This window comes from Kitasatospora sp. MBT66 (assembly GCF_000710405.2).
Lineage (GTDB): Bacteria > Actinomycetota > Actinomycetes > Streptomycetales > Streptomycetaceae > Kitasatospora > Kitasatospora purpeofusca.
This window is the reverse complement of the sequence record NZ_JAIY01000025.1, coordinates 8,971-30,272: the sequence shown is the minus strand read 5'-3', so window position 1 is coordinate 30,272 and position 21,302 is coordinate 8,971. Positions and strand designations below refer to the sequence as shown.

General features: G+C 76.3%; 8 protein-coding genes and 1 riboswitch. Of the genes, 5 read left to right on the top strand and 3 right to left on the bottom strand.

All coding sequences use genetic code 11. The features are described from left to right. The first annotated feature begins 279 nt into the window (after window positions 1-279). Window positions 280-403, top strand: a riboswitch (SAM riboswitch). A gap of 34 nt (window positions 404-437) precedes the next feature. Beyond that, window positions 438-596 (top strand): hypothetical protein, encoded by a 159-nt coding sequence (locus BI06_RS52150; protein WP_157855485.1) that lies wholly within the window; start codon window positions 438-440, stop codon window positions 594-596. Between the two features lie 126 nt (window positions 597-722). Further along, window positions 723-3,734 carry a LuxR family transcriptional regulator gene (locus tag BI06_RS44735; RefSeq protein ID WP_082559110.1) on the top strand — a complete coding sequence of 1,004 codons (3,012 nt, stop codon included), beginning with the start codon at window positions 723-725 and terminating at the stop codon, window positions 3,732-3,734. A gap of 60 nt (window positions 3,735-3,794) precedes the next feature. Here the strand turns inward: BI06_RS44735 and BI06_RS44730 are convergent, their stop codons facing one another. The 3 genes from BI06_RS44730 to BI06_RS44720 are packed head-to-tail and all read right to left on the bottom strand — an operon-like array spanning window position 3,795 to window position 6,475. Next, window positions 3,795-5,051, bottom strand: a complete 1,257-nt coding sequence (locus BI06_RS44730; protein WP_051743072.1) for a multidrug effflux MFS transporter — start codon at window positions 5,049-5,051, stop codon at window positions 3,795-3,797. A 3-nt stretch (window positions 5,052-5,054) separates the two neighbouring features. Then, window positions 5,055-5,699: an NAD(P)-dependent oxidoreductase gene (locus BI06_RS44725; protein ID WP_043478790.1), complete on the bottom strand. Its 645-nt coding sequence runs from the start codon at window positions 5,697-5,699 to the stop codon at window positions 5,055-5,057. Between the two features lie 23 nt (window positions 5,700-5,722). Next, window positions 5,723-6,475, bottom strand: a complete 753-nt coding sequence (locus BI06_RS44720) for an MBL fold metallo-hydrolase (RefSeq protein ID WP_043478787.1) — start codon at window positions 6,473-6,475, stop codon at window positions 5,723-5,725. 101 nt (window positions 6,476-6,576) lie between these two features. Here BI06_RS44720 and BI06_RS44715 point away from each other — a divergent pair, with 101 nt between their 5' ends. From BI06_RS44715 to BI06_RS44705, 3 genes are all read left to right on the top strand, one after another. After that, window positions 6,577-7,206, top strand: a complete 630-nt coding sequence (locus BI06_RS44715; protein WP_043478784.1) for a winged helix-turn-helix transcriptional regulator — start codon at window positions 6,577-6,579, stop codon at window positions 7,204-7,206. A gap of 576 nt (window positions 7,207-7,782) precedes the next feature. Then, window positions 7,783-17,412: a type I polyketide synthase gene (locus tag BI06_RS44710; RefSeq protein ID WP_082559108.1), complete on the top strand. Its 9,630-nt coding sequence runs from the start codon at window positions 7,783-7,785 to the stop codon at window positions 17,410-17,412. Window positions 17,413-17,449: 37 nt separating this feature from the next. Then, a partial coding sequence (locus BI06_RS44705) for a type I polyketide synthase (RefSeq protein WP_369826409.1) occupies window positions 17,450-21,302 on the top strand: 3,853 nt, incomplete at its 3' end.

Sequence of the window (21,302 nt, the reverse complement as noted above, 5' to 3'; positions counted from 1 at the left end):
GGTGGCGGGGTGGACGGGCTGCCGCCGCTGGTCCGGCGCGAACTCGCCGGGCTGCGCCGCCGGCTGGCCGGGCACGGACTGGCGGGCTGAGCGGCGGGAGTGTCGCGGGGGTGGCCCGGGGGCGCGGGCCGCCGGGGCGCAGGCTGGGGAGCGGCCCCGGGCCGCACTGTGGCGGGCGTGTTGCGCGACCGTTGCGCCCCGTGGTGAACCGGCCGGTGGGCCGGATTCCGGGGTCCGGCCGATTGACGCGCTCGCCGGGCGCTTCCTAGACTCGGAGGCGGCGAAGAGTGTCAGCCCCAAGGCCCCGGCCGGCTGACCGGCAACCCCCACACTGCGGTGGGGTGCCCCGGGGATAAGCCAGGTGAGGGTCCGTCCGACCTACGGACCGTCACAAGCGCGGTTTTGGGCCCGGGAGGGCGCGGGGGACGGAGAACGTCGTGGCACAGCGGGCAGGCGGACAGTGCGCCGGTTCGCAGCCGTCGTCGCTCATCGGTTCGCGTACGACGTCCGCCGCCCCGCTGCTCGGTGCCGACCTCCGCCTGGTCGCCCGCCTCGACGTCGACCTGCTGCGGCGCGCCAGCTCCCTCTGTCGCTGAGCCGGTCGGCCGGCCGGGCGTCCCCGCCCGCCCCGGTCGGTCCGTCCGATTCCCTCGCCCACGAACCCGCGCGAGGAGGAGCGCCCAGCGGCCCGTCCTCCCGTGCGCCCTGCACCAGGAGAACGGATGTCCCCCCTTCCCGTGTCCCCGCCGCACGATCCGTACGATCCCTCCAGAACCTCGCCGGCCGGCCGCGAGTCCGAGTACCGGCGGCTGCACCACGCCCTGGACCGCTGCGCGGCCGGCGCCGGCAGCGTGATCGTGCTGCACGGCTCCGTCGGCAGCGGCCGCAGTGACCTGCTCTACGCCTTCACCGACACCGCCGCCGAGCGCGGCGTCCAGGTCCTGGTCGGCACCGGCTCGCCGCTCGAACGCGAGTTCCCGCTCGGCCTGGCCCGCCAGCTCCTCCAGGGCGCCGACCTCGCCCCCGAGGAGGCCGCCACCGCCGAGGCCCTGCTCGCCGAGGGCGCGGCCTCCGGCACCGTCCCCGCCCCCTCCGACCGCCCCGCCGGACGGCTCACCCAGCGCGTCCTGGAGGGCCTGTTCCGGCTGGTCCGCGGCCTGGCCGAACGCGCCCCCGTGCTGATCGCCGTCGACGACCGGCAGGACGCCGACCCGCAGTCCCTGGAGTTCCTGCTCTACCTGGTCCGCCGCACCCGGGGCACCGGCGTGCTCACCGTCCTCAGCTCGCGCGAGACCATGACCCCGGCGCACCCGCTGTTCGAGGTCGAACTCGCCCGCCAGCCGCACCACCAGCACATCAGGCTCGACCTGCTCAGCACCGAACTCGTCGCCGAGGTGCTGCGCACCCGCCTCGGCGCCGCGGCCGCCGAACGGCACGCGGCCGAGGCGCACACCCTCACCGGCGGCAACCCGCTGCTGGTGCACAGCCTCGTCGGCGACCAGGAACGGGCCGGCAGCCCCGGCGCCCTGGTCGTCGGCGAGGGCTACCGGCGCGGCCTGATGCACTGCCTGCACCGGATCGACCCGCTCGCCCTGCACTACGCGCGCGGCGTCGCGGTGCTCGGCACCGGCGCCACCCCGGAACTGCTCGCCGAACTGCTGCTGCTCGCCCCCGACGCGCTGCCCCGGGCGCTGTACCTGCTGCACGCCGCCGGGCTGTTCCGCGACGGCGGCTTCCGCCACCCCACCGCCGCCGGGGACCTGCTCGCCGCGATGCGGCCGCTCGAACTCGCCGCCCTGCACCAGCGGGCCGGCCGGCTCCTGCGCGCCGCCGGCGCGACGGCGGCCACCGTCGACGGGCACGCCCGGGTCGCCGAGGGGCACCTGCGCAGCTCGCTCGGACCGGCGCCCGCCGCCGGTGCGGGGGAGCCCGGTGCGGTGCTGCCGGAGTTCGGCGGGGGAAGCGGGGCGTGGGAGGCGCCCGGGGCGACGGTTGCGGAGGACGTCGCCGCGGACGACATGGCGGCGGACGCGATTGCGGCGGACGCGATTGCGGCGGAGGACGTCGTGCAGGCCGAGGCCGCGGCGGAGGAGCCCGGTGCCACCGGCGGCTTCGGACCCGTACCGGCCCACGCCCTGCAGCTGTGGTCCGGCCCGGCGCCGACCGGCCCCGCCGTCGAATGCGTCCCCACCCTTCCCGGCACCGTCACCGACGCCGACACCGCGCTTCGCCACGAACTCAAGCGCCTGCGCCACCACTTCTGGCACGGCCGGATCGACGAGGGCACCGCCGCGCTCGCCCGCTTCGAAGCCGTCCCCGGCCAGGCCGTCCACACCGAGCCCCTGCGCCACTGGCTCGCCTACTGGTACCCCGCGCTGCTCCCCAACCCCGCCCGCCGGAGCGGCCCGCACGACGGCGCCACCGCCGACCGGGGCGACGGCATGAGGCTGCTCGCCGCCCTCCTCGCCGGCACCGTGTCCCCCGAGGACGCCGTGGTCCACGCCGAACTCGTGCTGCGCGCCGGCCGCCTCGGCGGCGTACGCACCGAATCCCTCACCGCCGCGCTCACCGTCCTGCTCTACGCCGACCGCGCCGACCGGGCCACCCACTGGTGCGCCCCGCTCGCCGAACGCGCCGGCGCCCGCTGCGGCGCCCACTGGAACGCCCTGCTGGCCGCGCTGCGCGCCGAGGCGGCGCTGCGCCAGGGCGACCTGCGCAGCGCCGACGAGGCCGGGCGCGCCGCGTTCGCACACGTCCGCCCGGAGGCCTGGGGGGTGGCCGTGGGGCTGCCGCTGGCGACCATGGCGGCCGCCCGCACCGCGCTCGGCCTGCACCAGGACGCCGCGCACTTCCTGGAGCTGCCCACCCCGGCGGGCCTGGAGCACACGCCCGCCGGACTGCACCACCGCTACGCGCTGGCCGGTCACCGGCTCGCCCTCGGCCGGGCCGAGCAGGCCCTCGCCGACTACCGCGCCTGCGGCGACACCATGGCCCGCTGGGGCGTGGACCACCTGCCGGCCATCGCACCCTGGCGGCTGGGTGCGGCCCGCGCCCAGCTCGCCCTCGGCCGCCCGGGCAGCGCCGCCGCCCTCGCGGACCAGCAGCTCGCCCGGCTCGGGCCGGTCGGCCACCCCAGGATCCGCGGCCTGGCGCTGCGGATCCGCGCGGCGGCGGGCGGACCGGCCGAGCGCACGGAGCTGCTGGAACGCGCCGTCGGACTGCTGGAGGAGGCCGGCGCGGAATCCGAACTGGCGGCGGCACTGGGGGAGCTGAGCGAGGCCCACCAGCACGACGGCGACCCGGGCCGGGCCCGCCGGGCCGACCGCCGGGTGCGCCGGACGCCGGCGCTGGCCGTGGTGCCGGTGCGGCCGCAGGCGCCGGTGTCCTTGCTGCCGGTGTCCGCGCTGCCGGCGTCGCCGTTGCCGGTGGCCGGACGGCCGCTCCCGGTCGCCACTTCGGTCCCGGCCCCGGAGGGCACCGCCGGCGGGCTCTCCGAGGCCGAGGGCCGGGTCGCGGAGCTCGCCGCGCGCGGCCTGTCCAACCGGGACATCGCCCGCAAGCTCTACATCACCGTCTCCACCGTCGAGCAGCACCTCACCCGGGTCTACCGCAAGCTCGGCGTCCGCCGCCGGGTCGACCTCGCCCGACTGCTCGGCCCGGTCCCGTCCGGCGCCACCGACGGCACCCCGCCGCGCCCGGCGTTCCCCCGCCGCGCCGACCTGGTCGCCGGCTGAGGGCGGCGCTTCCCGGTTCCCGGCTGTCCGCCGGACACCGGGAAGCGCCGTGCGAGCCGGTCACGGAGAGGATCCGCGTGGGTGCCGACGCGGTCGCCGGTGCCCGGCAGGTCCTTGGCGAGCCGGCCTGCGAGTGCGCTCACCGGGCATCGACCGGGTCAGGACGCCGAGTGTGAGCAGAGCGAGCGCCGGCAGCACGGCGACGATGATTCCCATCGGCAAGGCGTCGGTGGCGCCACCCGCGCCGGCCAGCGGAGCAAGTGCCCCGCCGAACACGAACTGGCTGAAGCCGAGCAGAGCGGCGGCCGACCCGGCGTGTCCGCCGTGGTCGGCCAGGGCCTGGGCCGCGGCGTTCGGCATGACCAGGCCCACGCTGGAGACCAGGACGAACAGGCCGATCAGGAGCACGGGCAGGGGTGCCCGTGTCAGCACCGCGCCCAGGACCGTGGTGCCACCGGCTGTCGCGCCCAGCAGACCGGCGAGCAGCAGCACGCGGGCGCCGGCCCGGGCCACCAGCCGGCCGCTGACCTGGGCGGCCGCAATGAGTCCGGCGGCGTTGACGGCGAACACGGCGCTGTACTGCTGCGGTGACAGGCCGTGGATTTCCTGCAGGACGAACGGCGAGCCGGAGATGTAGGCGAACATCGCCGCGAAGACCAGGCCGTTGGCCAGGACGTACCCGGTGAAGACCCGGTCGCCGAGCAGCTGCCCGACGACAGCCGGCAGCGGCTGGCGTGACGCGGAGGGGCGGGTCTGCGGCAGTCCTGCGGCGGAGGCCGCCAGCATCACGGCGCCGAGTACGGCCAGGGCCACGAAGATTCCGGGCCAGGCCGTGACGCGCAGTAGCTGGCCGCCGAGGACCGGCGCGAACACCGGCGCCAGGCCGGTGATCAAGGTCAGTGCGGAGAAGAGACGTGCGGTGCGGGTTCCGGAGGTGCGGTCGCGGACCATGGCGTTGGCGATGACGATGCCGAACGCCCCGCCGATGCCCTGGACCAGGCGCAGGACGACGAAGGTCCGGACGTCGGGTGCCACCGCGCAGAGCGCGCTGGCGATCGTGTAGAGGGCGAGGCCCGCCAGCAACGGACGCCGCCGGCCGTAGGTGTCGCTCAGCGGCCCGGCGATCAGCTGCCCGACGGCCAGCCCGGCCAGACAGGCGGTGATGGTGAGCTGGGTGGCCGCGGCGCCGGCGCGCAGGTCGTCGGCGAGGTCCGGCAGTCCGGGCAGGTAGCCGTCGATGGACAGTGGTCCCAGGGCCGCGAGTGCTGCGAGCAGGACGATGACTCGGGTGTGCCGGCCGGCGGCGTCGTTGCTCATGGCTCAGTACGCCACGGTGATGCGGCGGCGGATCGCGGTGCCGCTCTCGACCGTGTCGGCCAAGGCGATCGCGTAGTCGGCGTACGAGATGCGGCTGTTGCCGTCCTCGTCGGTGAGCAGGGTGTCCCCGGCGCTGCGGTAGGCCCCGGTCCGCTCGCCCGCACCGATGACCGCGGCGGGCGACACGTACGTCCAGTCGAGGTCGTGCACGCCACGGTAGAGGTCGAGCGCTTCGGACTGGGCCTCGGCGTTGGCCTTCCACAGCGCGGGGAAGTCCGGGTCGTCCATGACCCGGGCGCCGGTCGGCGTGCGCAGGCTACCGGCGCCGCCGATGGTGACCAGGCGGGTGACGCCGGCTCGGCGGAGTCCCTCGATCAGCGCACGGGCGGCACCGACGATCGTGGCGCGGTCGTTCTCCTGGCCGATCCGGGGGCCGACGGCCGACAGTACGGCGTCGTGGGAGGCGGCGAGGCCGGCGACCGCGGCGGCGTCTGTGACGTCACCGGTGGTCACGGTGAGGGCCTTGTGGTTGAGTCCGTCGACGTGGCCGGCTCGGGTGACCGCGGTGACGGTGTGGCCGCGACGCAGGAGCTCCTCGGTGGTGGGCCGGCCGATGTTTCCGCTGGCACCGAACAGGACGATCTTCATGTGTTGCTCCTTGTTTCTGCTGGTCACAGGACGGGCTGGCCGTCGGCGACGATGGCCGCGGTGATGCCGCGCTCGTCGGCGGCGTGCTGGAAGCGCTGCTCGATGTCGGGTTGTTCGGTGTAGAACGGCGGGTTGTGGAACAGGCCGTAGTGCATGGCGCAGACGGTGTCGGCGCCGAGTGCGACGGCGGCCTCGACGCCCTGCTCGGGGGTCATGGTCGCCGGGACGTTGGCCGCGTAGCCCTCGAAGTGGGCGATGACGCCGTTGACCGGGACGAACGCGACGTCGAACGGGCCGTGGTCGCGGGCGATCTGCCACCAGCTGCCGTGCCACTGGGTGTCGCCGCAGTGGATGACCCGCCGGCCGGCGCCTTCGACGACCCAGGCGACCTGGTCGCAGTCGTTGCCGCGCCAGTCCAGCGAGGTCACCGGGGTGACGGTCAGCGCTCCGATGCGGCGTGACTGGCCCAGGTCCTGGGCAACGGGGGTGATGCCCGCCTCGTGCAGCGCCGCCGCGCTCGGGGTGTGGCAGCCGATCGTGCCGGTGGCCGCGATCCGGGCGATCAGGTCGTGGTCGTAGTGGTCGGGGTGCAGGTGGGTGATGAGGGCGTGGGTGCCGGGCGGGGTGTCGACCGGGTCGACCGGCCGGTGCGGCGCTCCCATCACCGGCGCCAGCGGAGCGACGTTCTCGAGCGGGTCGATCAGCAGGCGGGTGTCGCCGAGGCGGATCTCGACGCCGGCCCAGGCCAGCCGACGCACGGAAAGGGTGGTGGTCATGGGCAGCGACGCTAGACCGACTTCGTTGAGAAAGTCAACAAGAGAGTTTTGAATCTCAACACCACGATATTGAATCTCAACACCCGATGTAGGGTGGTGGCATGCGCACCTACGGGCAGTACTGCGGCATCGCGAAAGCACTGGACACCATCGGCGACCGATGGACCCTGCTGATCGTCCGTGAACTGCTCGCCCTGGGTCCGTGCCGGCACACCGACCTGCGCAATGGGCTGCCCGGGATCGCCAGCAACCTGCTGGTCGACCGGCTCCGCGAACTCGAGGGAGTCGGCCTGATCCACCGCGAGGCCGCCCCGCCGCCGGTGGCCACCACCCTGTTCTCCCTCACTGAGCGTGGCCGCGCGCTGGAGCCGGTGCTGCAGGAGCTGAGCCGGTGGGGTGTGCCGCTGTTGCGCGAGCCGGGCGGCAGCGACACCTTCCGCACCCACTGGCTGGACATGCCCGCCCGGGCGCTGACCGACCACCGCCCCGACCAGCCGGCAATCGCCCTGCAACTGCACGCCGACGGCAATGAGGACCTGGTCATCGAAGTCAAGGACGGCTCGGTGCACACCCACGCCGGCCGGGTCGACCACCCCACCGCGTCCCTGACCGGACCGCCGCACCTGCTGGCCGCGACCCTGCTCGGCGACCTCGATCTGAGTGCCGCACTACAGCAAGGGCTGCGGCTCAGCGGCGAACGCGAGGCAGTACTGCGCATCCTGCCCCGCTGAACCGGGTGTGAGTAGTTGCCGTACAGAAAGTGCCGCTGAGATTGATCTTGCTCGTGCTGGGCTGCTTCGGGGGGCTTCGAGCTGGCGGGGGCCGGCGCCCGCGCGCAGTTCGCGCAGGTCGGGGATGTGGTTGCACAGGGTGCCCGGGGAGACGCCGAGCAGCTTGGCGATCGAGGTGATGGAGCAGCCACCCTCGGCCCGCCGATGGGGAGGCTTGCACGGGCAGTGGTGTTCCGGTGGCCTCTGCACGGAGCAAGGGGCCACTGAGATTCGTGGCACGTTTCGGTGGCTCCCTTGCGCAGGGCGAGGGAGCCACCCGAGCCCGGTCCCGTGGCCTACCCGCTGCGGGTGATGTCACCCGCGCCCCGTGGTGACGGTCCGTCGGTCGGTCATGACGGAATGGTGACGGACCGTCGGCGAGGCGGGTGCCAAGAGACGTCCGAGGCGGTGATTGCCGAGGTCGTCGGGGGTGCCATAGGGGTTCGACAGGGGTTGGCTAGGGGGCCGGTGGGCGGGGGTGCCACGGAACGCTGAGGTTCGTCACCCCAGCCGCCGGCCCTCAGGAGTGGAACCACCATGGCGACCCTGGAACCCCTCGACCCGTCCGCACCGCAGTCCGGCCCGCCGGAGGCGGTGGCCGTTGTCGGCGCCGCCTGCCGTCTGCCCGGTGCGGCGGACCCCGAGGCGTTCTGGCGGCTGCTCGACAGCGGCACCAGCAGTGTCGGCACCGTGCCGCCGGACCGGTTCGCCGACGCGGCGCGGCCGCGGCTGGCCGCCGGCTGGCTCGACCAGGTCGACCGCTTCGACGCCGAGTTCTTCGGCCTCGCGGCCGGCGAGGCCGCCGCCGCCGACCCGCAGCAGCGGCTCGTGCTCGAACTCGCCTGGGAGGCCCTGGAGGACGCGGGCATCCTCCCCGCCGCCCTGGCCGGGCGGCGGGCCGGCGTCTTCGTCGGCGCCATCGCCGGCGACTGGAGCACCCTCACCACCGGGGCCGACGCGATCACCCGGCACAGCCTCACCGGTGTCAACCGGGGCCTGATCGCCAACCGCGTCTCCCACGCCCTCGACCTGCGCGGCCCCAGCCTCACCGTCGACTCCGCGCAGTCCTCCTCGCTGGTCGCCGTCCACCTCGCGCTGGAGAGCCTGCGCACCGGGGAGTCGGACGTCGCCCTGGTCGCCGGCGTGAACCTCAACCTCGCCCCCGAGTCCACCCTCACCGTCGAGCGGTTCGGCGCCCTGTCGCCCGAGGGCCGCTGCGCCACCTTCGACGCGGGTGCCGACGGCTACGCGCGCGGCGAGGGCGCCGTGCTGCTGGTGCTGAAGCCGCTCGCCCGCGCCGTCGCCGACGGCGACCCCGTGCACGCCGTGCTGCTCGGCAGCGCCGTCAACAGCGACGGCGGGACGGACGGGCTCACCGTGCCGAGCGCCGAGGCCCAGGCGGCCGTGATCCGCGCCGCCGCCCGGCGCGCGGACGTCGCCCCGGGCCTGGTGCAGTACGTCGAACTGCACGGCACCGGTACCCGGGTCGGCGACCCGCTCGAGGCCGCCGGTCTCGGTGCCGCGCTGGGCGCGGGGCGTCCGGCGGAGCGGCCGCTGCAGGTCGGCTCCGCGAAGACCAATGTGGGCCACCTGGAGGGTGCGGCGGGCCTGGTCGGCCTGCTGAAGACGGTGCTGGCGGTGCGCCACCGCCGACTGCCCGCGAGCCTCAACTTCCGTACGCCGAACCCGGACATCGACTTCGACGGGCTCGGCCTGGCCGTCCGTACCGGGTCCGGTCCCTGGCCGGACCCGGAGGGGCGGCTGATCGCCGGGGTCAGCTCCTTCGGTGTGGGCGGTACCAACGCCCATGTGCTGGTCGCCGACGCCCCGGAGACGGCCCCGGCCGTGATCGGTGCGGACGACGACGCGGCGACGGAGTCCGCGCCGTGGCCGGCGCTGTGGCCGCTGTCCGCCCGGACGCCGGCCGGTCTGCGCGAACAGGCCGCCCGGCTGCGGGAGTTCGCCGAGCAGCGGGAGGAGCTCGCGCCGACGGACCTCGGGCGGGCGCTGGCCACCACCAGGACCGCCTTCGAGTACCGGGCGGCCGTCACCGGCACCGATCGGTCCGAGCTGCTCGCCGGTCTGGACGCCCTCGCCGGGGGCGGCCAGCTGCCGGGCCTGGTGCAGGGCCGGGCGGTGTCCGCGGGCGGCGCCGGCACCGTGCTGGTCTTCCCCGGCCAGGGCGCCCAGTGGGACGCCATGGCGCGTGAACTGCTCGACACCGCAGCGGTGTTCGCGGCGAAGATCGAGGAGACCGAGAAGGCCCTCGCCCCGCACGTCGACTGGTCGCTGGACGCGGTGCTGCGCGGCCGGCCGGGAGCGCCCGGCCTGGACCGGGTCGATGTCGTCCAGCCCGCCCTGTTCGCCGTCATGGTGTCCCTGGCCGCGCTCTGGGAGGCGGCGGGCGTGCGGCCCGACGCGGTGATCGGCCACTCCCAGGGTGAGATCGCCGCCGCCCATGTGGCGGGCGCGCTCTCGCTGGAGGACGCGGCCGCCGTGGTCGCCCTGCGGTCGCAGGCGATCGCCGGGCTCGGCCTGACCGGCCGGGGCGCGATGGCCGCCGTCCCGCTGCCCGTCGCCGAGGTGGAGGCCGCCATCGCGGCCGCGCCGGACCCGGACCTGCTCGGCGTCGCCGCCGTCAACGGCCCCACCTCCACGGTGGTTTCGGGCGAGCGGGAGGCCGTCGAGGCACTGGTCGAGGTGTACCGCTCGGAGGGCGTACGGGCTAAGCTCGTGCCCGTCGACTACGCCTCGCACTCGGCCCAGATGGAGCCGCTGCGCGAGTCCCTGGCCGAGCTGCTGGCCGGGATCCGCCCGCGCACCGCCGACGTCGCCTTCTACTCGACGCTCACCGGCGGCCGTCTCGACACCGCCGGGCTGGACGGCGGGTACTGGTTCCGCAACCTGCGCGGCACCGTCCGGCTGGACCGGGCCGTGCGGGCCGCCCTGGCCGACGGCCACCGGGCCTTCGTCGAGAGCAGCCCGCACCCCGTACTCACTCTCGGTCTGGGCGAGTTGACGGACGGCGCGGCGGCGGTCACCGGCACGCTGCGGCGCGACCACGGCGGCCTCGATCAGTTCGGCGGCGCCGTCGCCGAGCTGTTCGTGCGCGGCGGCGCGGTCGACTGGCGGGCCTGGTCCGGGCCGGGGCAGCGGCTCACCGGTCTGCCGACGTACGCGTTCCAGCGCCGCCGGCTCTGGCTGCCGGACGGCGGGCCGGTCGCGCCGGCGGCCGGGTCGGGCCGCGCGGCGGTCGAGGAGACGGCGGTCGAGGAGACCGCGGACAACACGGTCCTCCCGGCGGACGTCCCGGAGGCGCCCGTCCTGGACGAGGCGACCGCGCTGGCCGCCGTCCGCGCGGGTGCGGCGATCGTGCTCGGCGAGTCCGGCGGGGCGGAGGCCGTGGACCCGGACCGCACCTTCAAGGACCTCGGCTTCGACTCCGTCGCCTCGGTCGAGTTCCGCGACCGCCTCGCGGGCTCGGTCGGCCGCGCCCTGCCGACCAGCCTGGTGTACGACCGGCCGACGCCGCGCGCCGTCGCCGCCTTCCTCGCCGAGCGGCCGGACGCCGCCGGTGCCGCCGGTGCCGCCGCCGGTGCGGAAGCCGGGGCGGGAGCCGTGGCCGCGCACCCCGCCGACGGTCCGGGAGCGGCGGACGACCCGATCGCCGTGGTCGCCCTCAGCGGCCGCTGGCCGGGCGGCGCCGACACCCCCGAGCAGCTGTGGGAGCTGCTCCGCGACGGCCGGGACGCCATCGGCCCGTTCCCGGAGAACCGGGGCTGGGACCTCGACGCGCTGTTCGACCCGGACGGCGAGCGCCCCGGCACCTCCTACACCCGCCAGGGCGGATTCCTCTACGACGCCGACGAGTTCGACGGCGCCTTCTTCGGCCTCCCGCCGCGCGAGGCCGCCGCGACCGACCCCCAGCAGCGGCTGCTGCTGGAGTCCGCCTGGGAGCTGACCGAGCGGGCCGGCATCGTCCCGGCCGCCCTGCGCGGCACCCGCACCGGCGTGTTCGTCGGTGTCATGCCGCAGGACTACGGGCCGCGCCTGCACGAGACGCCCGCCGGGTACGAGGGGCACGCCCTCACCGGCACCCTGACCTCCGTCGCCTCCGGCCGGCTCGCGTACGCGCTCGGGCTGGAGGGGCCCGCCATCACCATCGACACCGCCTGCTCCTCCTCGCTGGTCGCGATCCACCTGGCCGCGCAGGCGCTGCGCGCGGGGGAGTGCGACCTCGCCCTCGCGGGCGGTGCCACGGTGATGTCCTCGCCCGGCATGTTCACCGAGTTCAGCCGGCAGCGCGGCCTGGCGCCGGACGGCCGCTGCAAGCCCTTCGCGGCCGCCGCCGACGGGACCGCCTGGGCCGAGGGTGTCGGACTGGTGCTGCTGGAGCGGCTCTCCGCGGCCCGCCGCAACGGGCACCGGGTGCTGGCACTGGTGCGGGGCAGCGCCGTGAACCAGGACGGCGCCTCCAACGGGCTGACCGCCCCCAACGGCCCGGCCCAGGAGCGGGTCATCCGCCAGGCGCTCGCCTCGGCCGGGCTCACCCCGGCCGACGTGGACGCGGTCGAGGCGCACGGCACCGGCACCGCGCTCGGCGACCCGATCGAGGCCCGGGCGCTGCTTGCCACCTACGGGCAGCGGGGCCCGGGCGAACAGCCGGTCCTGCTGGGCTCGTCGAAGTCCAACCTCGGGCACACCCAGGCCGCGGCCGGGGTCACCGGGGTGATCAAGCTGGTGCAGGCGCTGCGGCACGGCGAACTGCCGGGCACGCTGCACCTGGACGCACCCTCGCCCCACGTCGACTGGTCGGCGGGCAGCGTGGAGCTGCTCGACGGGACGCGCGCCTGGCCCGTCACGGACCGGCCGCGCCGCGCGGCGGTGTCCTCCTTCGGGATCAGCGGCACCAACGCGCACCTGATCCTGGAGGCCGCGCCGGAGGAGCCCGAGCTTTCCGAGGAGCCCGAGCTTTCCGAGGAGCACACGGCGCTGTCCGACGCCCCGCTGCTGCTGTCGGCCCGGACGCCCGCCGCCCTGCGGGCCCAGGCCGCCCGGCTGCTGGACGCGGTCGCGCCCGAAGCCCCCGGCGTCGCCCGGGCCCTGGCCACCGGCCGCACCCACTTCGCGCACCGGGCCGCCGTCCTGGGCGGTGCGGCCGAGGCCCGTACCGAGGCCCTGCGGGCACTGGCCGAGGGCGCCGAGAACGCCCCCGGCCTGCTCCGGGCCGAGGCCGCCCGCCCGTCCGGACCGGCCTTCCTCTACTCCGGCCAGGGCAGCCAGCGGCCGGGTGCCGGCCGCGAACTGTACGCGGGCGAGCCGGTGTTCCGGGCCGCGGTGGACGAGATCGCGGAGCTGTTCGCCCCGCATCTGGCCACGCCGCTGACCGAGGTGCTGTTCGCCGAGCCCGGCACCGCACCGGCCGCCCTGCTGGACACCACCGCCTACACCCAGCCCGCCCTGTTCACCCTGCACGTCGCTCTGCACCGGCTCGCGGTCGAGGCGTACGGCCTGCGCCCGGAGCGGCTGATCGGCCACTCCATCGGCGAGTTGAGCGCCGCGCACCTGGCCGGTGTGCTCACCCTGCCCGACGCGGTGGCGCTGGTCGCCGCCCGCGGCCGGCTGATGGAGGCACTGCCCGCGCACGGCGCGATGGCCGCGATCGGGGCCACCGAGGCCGAGGTCGCGCCCGAACTGGCGCCGCTCGCCGACCGGGTGGCGATCGCCGCCGTCAACGGCCCGTCCTCCGTCGTCCTTTCCGGCGACGGGGCCGAGGTCCGCCGGCTGGCCGAGGAGTGGCGGGCGCGCGGACGGCGGGTCAAGCTGCTGACGGTCGGCCGGGCGTTCCACTCACCGCACATGGACGCGGTGCTGGACGAGTTCCGCGCGGTCGCCGAGCGGCTCGACTACCGGGAGCCGCACACCCCCGTGGTCTCCAACCTGCACGGCGGCCTCGCCCGGGCCGGGGAGCTGACCGACCCCGGGTACTGGGTGCGGCACATCCGGGAGGCGGTCCGCTTCCACGACGGTGTGCGCACCCTGGACGGCCTCGGCACCACCGCCTACCTGGAACTCGGACCCGGCCCCGTGCTGACCGCCCTCACCGAGGAGGCGCTCGCCGACGCCGACACGGCCCTCCCCGCCCCGCCCGCGCGGGCGATCGCCGCGCTGCTGCGCGCCGACCGGCCGGAACGGGCGACCGTCGCCGAGGCGCTGGCCCGGCTGCACGTGCACGGGGTGCCGGTCGACTGGGCCGCCGCCCTGCCGGCCGCCGCCGGGGCCGACCGCCCCGAGCTGCCCACCTACCCCTTCGAGCGCCGCCGGCACTGGCTGGACACTCCGGCCGGGCACACCGCCGACGGCCCCGGCGGTCTCGCCCCGACCGGACACCCTCTGCTCACCGGGGTCACCGAACTCCCGGACGGCGATGGCTGGTTGTTCACCGGCCGGCTCTCCCTGCGGACCCACCCGTGGCTGGCCGACCACACCGTCGCCGGGACCGTCCTGCTGCCGGGCACCGCCTTCCTGGAGCTGGCCGTGCAGGCCGCGCTGCGGGCGGGTGCTGCCCGGGTGGAGACCCTGGACCTGGCCGCGCCGCTCGCCCTGCCGGCGGCCGCCCGGGCCGGGGTGCGGCTCCAGGTGCTGCTGGGCGCCGCCGACGAGGAGGGGAGCCGACCGCTGCGGATCCGGTCCCAGCCGGAGGCCGGGGAGGTCGGGGACTCCGACTGGACCACCCACGCCACCGGGGCCGTCGCCGTCGCGCCGGTGGAGCCTGCGGAGGCCGCCGGGTCCGCCGTCGCCGCCGCGCCGCCGGCCGCCGTGCCGCTCGACCTCGCCGACGCCTACGACCGCCTCGCCGAGCGGGGCTACCACTACGGTCCCGCCTTCCGGGGCCTCACCGCGGCCGCCGTCGACGGCGAGCGGCGCTACGCCGAGGTCACCGCGCCGCCGGTGCTGCCCGCCGCCGAGGCCGAGTCCTACGCCCTGCACCCGGCACTGCTGGACGCCGTGCTGCACGCCGTCGTCCTGGACGCCGAGCGGACGGTGCTGCCGTTCTCCTGGCGGGACGTCACCGTGCACCGCACCGGCACCGGGACCGGCGCCCTGAGGGCCCGGATCACCCCGGCCGGGCCCGACACCGTCGCCCTGGAGCTGACCGACCCGGCCGGGCTGCCGGTCGCCACCGTCGGCGCGCTGACCCTGCGGGCCCCGGCGGCCGCCGGTCCGGACTCGCTGTACCGGCTGGACTGGCTCCCGCTCACGGCCGCCGACGCGCCGCCGGTCGACTGGGCCCGGCTGGCCGACCCGGCCGGAGCCGCAGACCCGGCCGGAGCCGCCGACCCGGTGGACGAGCGGCCCGTGCTCGCCTCCCTCGCCGAGGCCGCCCCCGGGCAGAGCGTGCTCGCCCCCGTCCGCACCGCCGAACAGGCGCTCGCCCTGCTGCACGGCTGGCTGGACGCCGCGCACACCGGCACCCTGGCGCTGCTCACCGAGCACGCCGTCGCCACCCACCCCGGCGAGGACGTCCCCGAACCGGCGGCCGGCGCGGTCTGGGGCCTGGTCCGCACCGCCCAGGCCGAACACCCCGACCGCTTCGTCCTCCTGGACACCGACACCACCCCCGCGAGCCGTGCCGCCCTCGGCGGGGCCCTCGCCGCGGCGCAGCACAACGCCGCCGATGGTGAACCCCAACTCGCCCTGCGGGCAGGGGAGATCCTCGTCCCCAGGCTCGCCCGCTCCCGCCCGGGCGACCGGCTCGCCCCCGGCGCCCTCGCCCCCGACGCCGTCGCCCCCGGTGCCGTCGGCCCCGGCACCGCCGACACCTGGCGGCTCGACACCGCCACCCCCGGCAGCCTGGACTCGCTCGCCCTGCTGCCCGCCCCCGAGGCCCGCCGCCCGCTGGCCGCCGGGGAGGTCCGGCTCGCCCTGCGCGCCGCCGGCCTCAACTTCCGGGACGTGCTGATCACCCTCGGCCTCTACCCGGGCGGCGCCCGGATCGGCGCCGAGGGAGCGGGCACCGTCCTGGAGACCGGCCCCGGCGTCACCGGACTGCGGCCCGGCGACCGGGTGATGGGCCTGGTGCAGGGCACCCTCGGCCCGGTCGCGGTCACCGACCACCGGCTGCTCCTCCCCGTCCCCGACGGCTGGACCTGGGCCGAGGCCGCCACCGCCCCGGTCGCCTTCCTCACCGCCTACCACGGCCTCTACGACCTCGCCCGGCTGCGGTCCGGCGAATCCGTCCTGATCCACGCCGCGACCGGCGGCGTCGGCCAGGCGGCCGTCCAACTCGCCCAGCACGGAGGCTCGGTGGTGCTCGCCACGGCCGGCCCCGGCAAGTGGGGCGTGCTGCGCGGGCTCGGCCTGGTCGGCGACCGGGTCGCCTCCAGCCGCACCCTCGACTTCGAGCCGGCCTTCCGCGCCGCCACCGGCGGCCGGGGTGTCGACGTCGTCCTCAACGCGCTGGCCCACGAGTTCACCGACGCCTCGCTGCGCCTGCTCGCCCCCGGCGGCCGGTTCGTCGAGATGGGCAAGACCGACCCGCGCGACCCGGCCACCGTCGCCGCCGACCACGACGGCGCCGCCTACCTGGCCTTCGACCTGTTCGACGTCGACCCCGACCGGATCGCCGAGATCCTCGCCGAACTCGCCGGACTCTTCGCGAAGGGCGCGCTGCGCCCGTTGCCGGTCCACGCCCAGGACGTCCGGCAGGCCACGCAGGCGGTGCGCCGGCTGAGCCAGGCCCGGCACACCGGCAAGCTCGCACTGACCCTGCCCGCCCCGCTCGACCCCGAGGGCACCGTCCTGGTGACCGGCGGCACCGGCGCCCTCGGCCGGCTCGTCGCCCGCCGCCTGGTCGACCGGCACGGCGTCCGGCACCTGCTGCTCGCCGGGCGTAGGGGACCGCAGGCCCCGGGCATCGCCGAACTCGTCGCCGAACTGGCCGAGTCGGGCGCCGAGGTGACCGTGCGGGCCGCCGACGTCGGCGACCGGGACGCCGTCGCGGCGCTGCTCGCGGCCGTCCCCGCCGAACGGCCGCTGACTGCCGTCGTGCACACCGCCGGGGTCCTGGACGACGCCGTGCTCGGCTCGCTCACCGCCGAACGGCTGCGCAGCGTCGGCCGGCCCAAGGCCGACGGTGCCCGGCACCTGCACGAGCTGACCCGCTCCCACGACCTGGCCGCGTTCGTCCTGTTCTCCTCCGCCGTGGGCCTGCTGGGCAACCCCGGCCAGGCCAACTACGGCGCCGCCAACGCCGAGTTGGACGCGCTGGCACAGCACCGGAGGGTGCGCGGCCTGCCCGCCGTCTCGCTCGCCTGGGGCCACTGGGCGCAGGCCGAGGGAGGCATGGCGGCGGGCCTCAGCGCCGCCGAGCGGGAGCGCCTCGGCGCCACCGGTCTGGCGCCGATGACCGACGAGCAGGCGCTCGCGCTGTTCGACGCCGCGCTCGGCACCCCTGGCGGAGCCCCCGGCACCGCCGGTGTCCCGGACGCCGCCCTGGTGGCCGCCCGGCTGGACCCGGCGGCCGTTCCCGCCGACCGGCTGGCGCCGGTGCTGCGCGGACTCGCCCGGCACCGGGCCCGCCCGGCCGCCCGGGGCGGTGCCGACGGACCGGCCGCGCTGCTGGCCCGACTGGCCGGGCAGCCGCCGGCCGAGCAGGAACGGCAGTTGCTGGCGCTGGTCCTGGCCACCGCCGCGGCCGTGCTCGGCCACCCGGACGCGACCGCGATCCGGCCGGAACTCGGATTCATGGACAGCGAGTTCGACTCCCTCGGGGTGATCGAGCTGCGCAACCGGGTGAACACCGCGACCGGTCTGCGACTGCCCACCACCGCCCTCTTCGACCACCCCACCCCGGCCGCCCTCGCCGCCCATCTGCGCGAGCGGCTCGCCCCGCCGCCGGCCGCCCCGGCCGGAGCGCCGGAAGCCGCCTCGGGATCCGAACCCGTCGACGCGGCAGCCGAGTTCGACCGGCTGGAGCGCACCCTGAGCGCCCTCGCCGCCGACCCGGCCGCCCGGGCCGAGGCCGTCGACCGGCTCACCGCCCTGCTCGCCGGCCTGACCGGCCCGCCCGACACCGAGGGCGACGGCGACCTCGCCATCCGCATCACCGACGTCAGCGACGACGACATCTTCGACTTCATCGACAACGAGCTCGGCATTTCCTGAGAGAGGCACCGCAGATATGAGCACCAACGAGCAGAAGCTGCGCGACTACCTCAACAAGGTTGCCGCCGAGCTGCACCAGACCCGCCGCCGCCTGCGCGACGCGGAGGCCCGCGCCGCCGTCACCGACCCCGCCGCCGACGGCGGGACCGGGGCGGAGGAGCCGATCGCCATCGTCGGCATGGCCTGCCGCTTCCCCGGCGGCGCCGACACCCCCGACGAGCTGTGGCGGCTGGTCACCGAGGAGCGCGACGTCGTCGGCCCCTTCCCCACCGACCGGGGCTGGGACCTCGACCACCTCTACGACCCCGACCCCGACCGGGCCGGCCGCAGCTACGCCCGCGAGGGCGGATTCCTCTACGACGCGGGCGAGTTCGACGCCGACTTCTTCGGCATCTCGCCCCGCGAGGCGCTCGCCGCCGAGCCCCAGCAGCGCCTGCTCCTGGAGACCGCCTGGCAGGCCCTGGAGGACGCCGCGATCGACCCGGCGGCCCTGCGCGGTACCCGCACCGGCGTGTTCGCGGGCGTCATCGCCCAGGAGTACGGGCCGAGCATGCACCACCTGCCCGCCGAGCAGACCGACGGCTACGTCCTGACCGGCACCACCACCTCCGTCGCCTCCGGCCGGATCGCCTACACCCTCGGCCTGGAGGGCCCGGCGGTGACCGTCGACACCGCCTGCTCCTCCTCGCTGGTCGCGCTCCACCTCGCCGCCCGCTCGCTGCGCTCCGGCGAGAGCTCGCTCGCCCTGGCCGGCGGCGCCACCGTGCTCGCCGCGCCGGGCATGTTCATCGAGTTCAGCCGCCAGCGCGGCCTGGCCGCCGACGGCCGCTGCAAGCCCTTCGCCGCCGCCGCCGACGGCACCGGCTGGGGCGAGGGCGCCGGTCTGCTGGTCCTGGAGCGGCTCTCCGACGCCCGCCGCAACGGCCACCGGGTGCTCGCCCTGCTGCGCGGCTCCGCCGTCAACCAGGACGGCCGCTCCAGCCAGCTCACCGCCCCCAGCGGCACTTCGCAGCAGCGGGTGATCCGGGCGGCGCTCGACTCCGCCGGGCTCACCGCCGCGGACGTGGACGTGGTCGAGGCGCACGGCACCGGCACCCGGCTGGGCGACCCGATCGAGGCGCAGGCGCTGATCGCGACCTACGGGCAGCAGCGTTCGCCCGAACAGCCGCTGTGGCTGGGTTCGGTGAAGTCGAACATCGGTCACACCCAGGCCGCGGCCGGTGTGGCGGGTGTGATCAAGTCGGTGCTGGCGATCCGGCACGGTGTGCTGCCGCGCACGCTGCACGTGGACGAGCCGTCTCCGCACGTGGACTGGTCGGCGGGCACGGTGGAGCTGCTGACCGAGCAGCGGCAGTGGCCGGCGCTGGAGCGTCCGCGCCGCGCCGCGGTGTCCGCGTTCGGTGTCTCCGGCACCAACGCCCATGTCATCGTCGAGCAGGCCCCGGTGGAGGAGACCGCGCCGGTCGAGGTTGCCGGGCCGTCGGTGGACGCTGCGCTGCTGCCGTTCGTCGTGTCGGCGCGTTCGCCCGAGGCGCTGCGCGAACAGGGCGCTCGTGTGGCCGAGTTGGCCCTCACCGCCGATCCGGTGGACCTCGCCCAGTCGCTGGCCGTGGGCCGGGCGGCGTTGGAGGAGCGGGCGGTGGTGCTGGGTGATCCGGCGGCGCTGCGTGATCCGGAGGGTGCGGATGTGGTGCGCGGGGTGGCGGGTTCGGGCGGTCTGGCGTTCCTGTTCTCGGGGCAGGGTTCCCAGCGGGTCGGTATGGGGCGTGAGTTGTACGCTTCCCAGCCGGTGTTCGCCGAGGCTTTCGATGCGGTGGCGGGGGCGTTGGGGCTGCCGTTGGGCGAGGTGATCGCCTCGGGTGAGGGGCTGGACGAGACGGGTTGGACGCAGCCGGCGCTGTTCGCGGTGGAGGTGGCGCTGTTCCGGTTGTTCGAGTCGTGGGGTGTGCGGCCGGACTTCGTCGCGGGCCATTCGATCGGTGAGTTGGCGGCGGCGCATGTGGCGGGGGTGCTGTCGCTGGAGGACGCGGCGGTGCTGGTGGGTGCCCGTGCGCGGTTGATGCAGGCGCTGCCGGGTGGTGGGGCGATGGTGGCGCTGGAGGCGACGGAGGAGGAGGTCCGGGCCGTCCTCGTCGACGGCGTGGACGTCGCGGCCGTCAACGGGCCCCGTGCGGTGGTGGTTTCGGGTGACGAGGCGGCCGTCGAGAGCGTGAGGGAGCACTTCGCGGACCGCCGTACCCGCCGCCTTCGGGTCAGCCACGCGTTCCACTCGGCCCACATGGACGGCATGCTGGACGAGTTCCTCACCGTCGCACAGACCCTGACCTTCCGGCACCCCGAGATCCCGGTGGTCTCCAACGTCACCGGCCTGGTGGCGGGTTCGGAGGAGATCACCGACCCGGAGTACTGGGTGCGACAGGTCCGCGGGGCCGTGCGCTTCGCCGACGTGGTGACCACCCTGGCCGCCGAGGGCGCGACGACCTTCGTCGAACTCGGCCCCGACGGCACCCTCACGGGCCTCGTCGGCGCCGGCCTGGACGAGGCCGTCACCGCCGTCCCGGTCCTGCGCCGGGAGCGGCCCGAGCAGCGGACGGCGCTGACGGCGCTCGCCCGGATCCACATCCAGGGCCACCCCGTCGACTGGACCGCCCTGTTCGGCGGCGGGCACCGCCCGAGGCTCGCCCTTCCCACCTACCCGTTCCAGCGCCGCCGCTACTGGCTGGAGCCCGCCACCCGGACCGCCGCCGACGCGGGCGGACTCGGCCTGGCGGCCGTCGACCACGCCGTGCTCGGCGCGGCCGTCGCCCGGGCCGACTCGGAGGGCGTGCTGCTCACCGGCAGCCTCTCCCTCGCCACCCACCCCTGGCTCGCCGACCACGTGGCGCTGGGCACCGTCCTGGCGCCCGGCGCGGCCCTGGTCGAGCTGGCGATCCGGGCGGGCGACGAGGTCGGCGCGAGCACCCTGGACGAGCTGGTGATCGAGGCCCCGCTCGTGCTGCCCGAGCGCGACACCCTGCACCTGCACGTGGCCGTCGGCGCGCCGGACGGGACCGGCGCGCGTCCGGTCACGATCCACTCCCGGCCCGCCCCGGCCGACCGGACCTCCCAGGCCGCCCCGGCGGCCGTGGACGGCGCCTGGACCCGGCACGCGAGCGGTCTGCTGTCCGCGGGCCGGCCCGACCCGGCCGTGCCCACCGCCTGGGAGCCTGCCGAGGGCGCCGAGCACCTCGCCCCCGAGGAGGCGTACGAGCTGCTGGCCGCCGTCGGACTGGACTACGGTCCGGCCTTCCGCGGGCTGCGCGAGGTCTGGCGGGACGGCGCGACGCTCCACGCGCTCGCCGTCCTGCCGGAGCAACTGACCAACGACGCGGCCCGGTTCGGCCTGCACCCCGCGCTGTTGGACGCCGCCGCCCAGCTGCCCGCCCTCGACGGCGCGGACCGCGACCCCGCCGTCGGCGACCCGGCTGCTGCCCGTACCCGTCGGCTCCCGTTCGCCTACCGGGGTGTCACCCTGCACGCCGCCGCCGCGACGGAGCTGCGGGTGCTGGTCACCGTGACCGGATCCGACTCCTACCGCCTGGAGGCCACCGACCCGGCCGGCCGGCCGGTGATCACCGTGGAATCGCTGGTCACCCGGCCCGTCCCCGCCGAGGGGGTGGGCGCCGGGCCCGCCGTCGGGCGGGACACCCTGTTCGCCGTCGACTGGCCGGAGGCGGCCCTCGCGGCCGCGCCGGCAGCGCTGGACAACGTACTGCGGGTCGACGGGGACGTGGTGGCGACGCTGGCCGCGCTCCAGTCCTGGCTGGCCCAGGACGACGGCGTCGGTGCGCCGCTCGTCGTGCTGACCCGGCAGGCCGTGGCCGTCGACGACTCGGAGACGCCGGACCTGA

What these genes read in the sequence shown, in the direction of transcription:
- BI06_RS44735 (WP_082559110.1), top strand. Translation starts at nt 723, where the DNA reads ATGTCCCCCCTTCCCGTGTCCCCGCCGCACGATCCGTACGATCCCTCC.
- BI06_RS44730 (WP_051743072.1), bottom strand. Translation starts at nt 5,051, where the DNA reads ATGAGCAACGACGCCGCCGGCCGGCACACCCGAGTCATCGTCCTGCTC.
- BI06_RS44725 (WP_043478790.1), bottom strand. Translation starts at nt 5,699, where the DNA reads ATGAAGATCGTCCTGTTCGGTGCCAGCGGAAACATCGGCCGGCCCACC.
- BI06_RS44720 (WP_043478787.1), bottom strand. Translation starts at nt 6,475, where the DNA reads ATGACCACCACCCTTTCCGTGCGTCGGCTGGCCTGGGCCGGCGTCGAG.
- BI06_RS44715 (WP_043478784.1), top strand. Translation starts at nt 6,577, where the DNA reads ATGCGCACCTACGGGCAGTACTGCGGCATCGCGAAAGCACTGGACACC.
- BI06_RS44710 (WP_082559108.1), top strand. Translation starts at nt 7,783, where the DNA reads ATGGCGACCCTGGAACCCCTCGACCCGTCCGCACCGCAGTCCGGCCCG.